Genomic DNA, 1244 nt, shown 5'->3' with positions numbered 1-1244 from the left:
TACGATCCGCAAGTGGGCGCCGAGACCGGGCCGTATCAGCGCCGCATACGGGCATCTTGAACGGCCGGTTCTGGACCGACACCCGCTACCGCTATGAATATGTCGACCAGGCCAATCTGCCCAAGGACGCGCGCGCCTCGACGGTGCGCAACAAGACCGGCGTCGAGTCCGGCTTCTTTCACGGCTTCCGCGCCGGCGTCGAGGGCGAGTTCGTGGTCGAGATCGGGCCGGACGACTTCAACAACACCATCAACGGCAGGACCCAGTACCCGGTCGTCGTCGACGTCGAGTCCGCGGAGGTCGATCAAGCCTATCTGGAGTCTCTCAGCATTCCCGGCGTGGCGCTTCTCGGCGGCCGCTATCTCGAGAATCTCGACAACCTCCGCTATGTCGGCTCGGTCGCCTGGCGCCAGAACGATCAGACCTTCGACGGCGCCAAGGCGACCGTCACGGCGTTGCCCGGCGTCACGTTGCTTTATGCCTATATCGGCAACGTCAATCGCATCTTCAGCGACGACTCGCCCGTCGGCAACATCCACTCCAACGTCCATCTGATGCATCTGGAGAGTAAGGAGCTCTCCTTCGGCACGCTCACCGCCTACACCTATCTGATGGACCTCTACAATCTCGACCGGCTGTCGAACGCCAGCTATGGCGGCTTCCTCAAGGGCTCCAAGCCCGCCGGCGGCACGCTCAAATACAACTACCGCTTCGAATACGCCCATCAGACGAGCTATGGCGACGCGCCGGTCGACTACGACGCCGACTATGTGCGGGTCGAGCAGGGGCTGACCACGGGCGGGCTGACGGGGACGCTCATCTACGAGCTGCTCGGCAGCGACAACGGCTTCGCCGCGTTCCAGACGCCGCTGGCCACCGGCCATATCTTCAACGGCTTCGCCGATGTGTTCCTGGTGATCCCGCCGACCGGCCTGCAGGACTTCTACGGCGAGCTGAAATACAAGGTCGCCGCCAATACCGGCGGGCCGTTCAGCTATTTCGACGGGCTGCTGCTGCTCGCCCAGTATCATGAGTTCCGCTCCGCCGTGCAGGACCTCGACTACGGCTCGGAGTTCGACTTCTACGCCTATCTGCCGCTACGCAGCGGCTTCTACGCCGAAGCCAAATACGCCAACTACCAAGCGGACACTTACTTCACCGACGTCGAGAAGGTCATCTTCGGACTCGGCTATCAATATTGAGGAAGCATCGGGGGGCCGCTCTGGGTACGGAGGGGACGTCGC

General features: G+C 62.7%; 1 protein-coding gene. It reads left to right on the top strand.

The features are described from left to right. The coding region (locus AUC69_RS06125; protein WP_204377278.1) for a hypothetical protein at window positions 1-1202 on the top strand (1202 nt) is incomplete at its 5' end. Between the last annotated feature and the right edge of the window lie 42 nt (window positions 1203-1244).

Origin of the sequence: Methyloceanibacter superfactus (assembly GCF_001723305.1) — a bacterium.
Lineage (GTDB): Bacteria > Pseudomonadota > Alphaproteobacteria > Rhizobiales > Methyloligellaceae > Methyloceanibacter > Methyloceanibacter superfactus.
The sequence above is the reverse complement of the archived record's forward strand: the minus strand, read 5'-3'. Positions and strand labels throughout refer to the sequence as shown.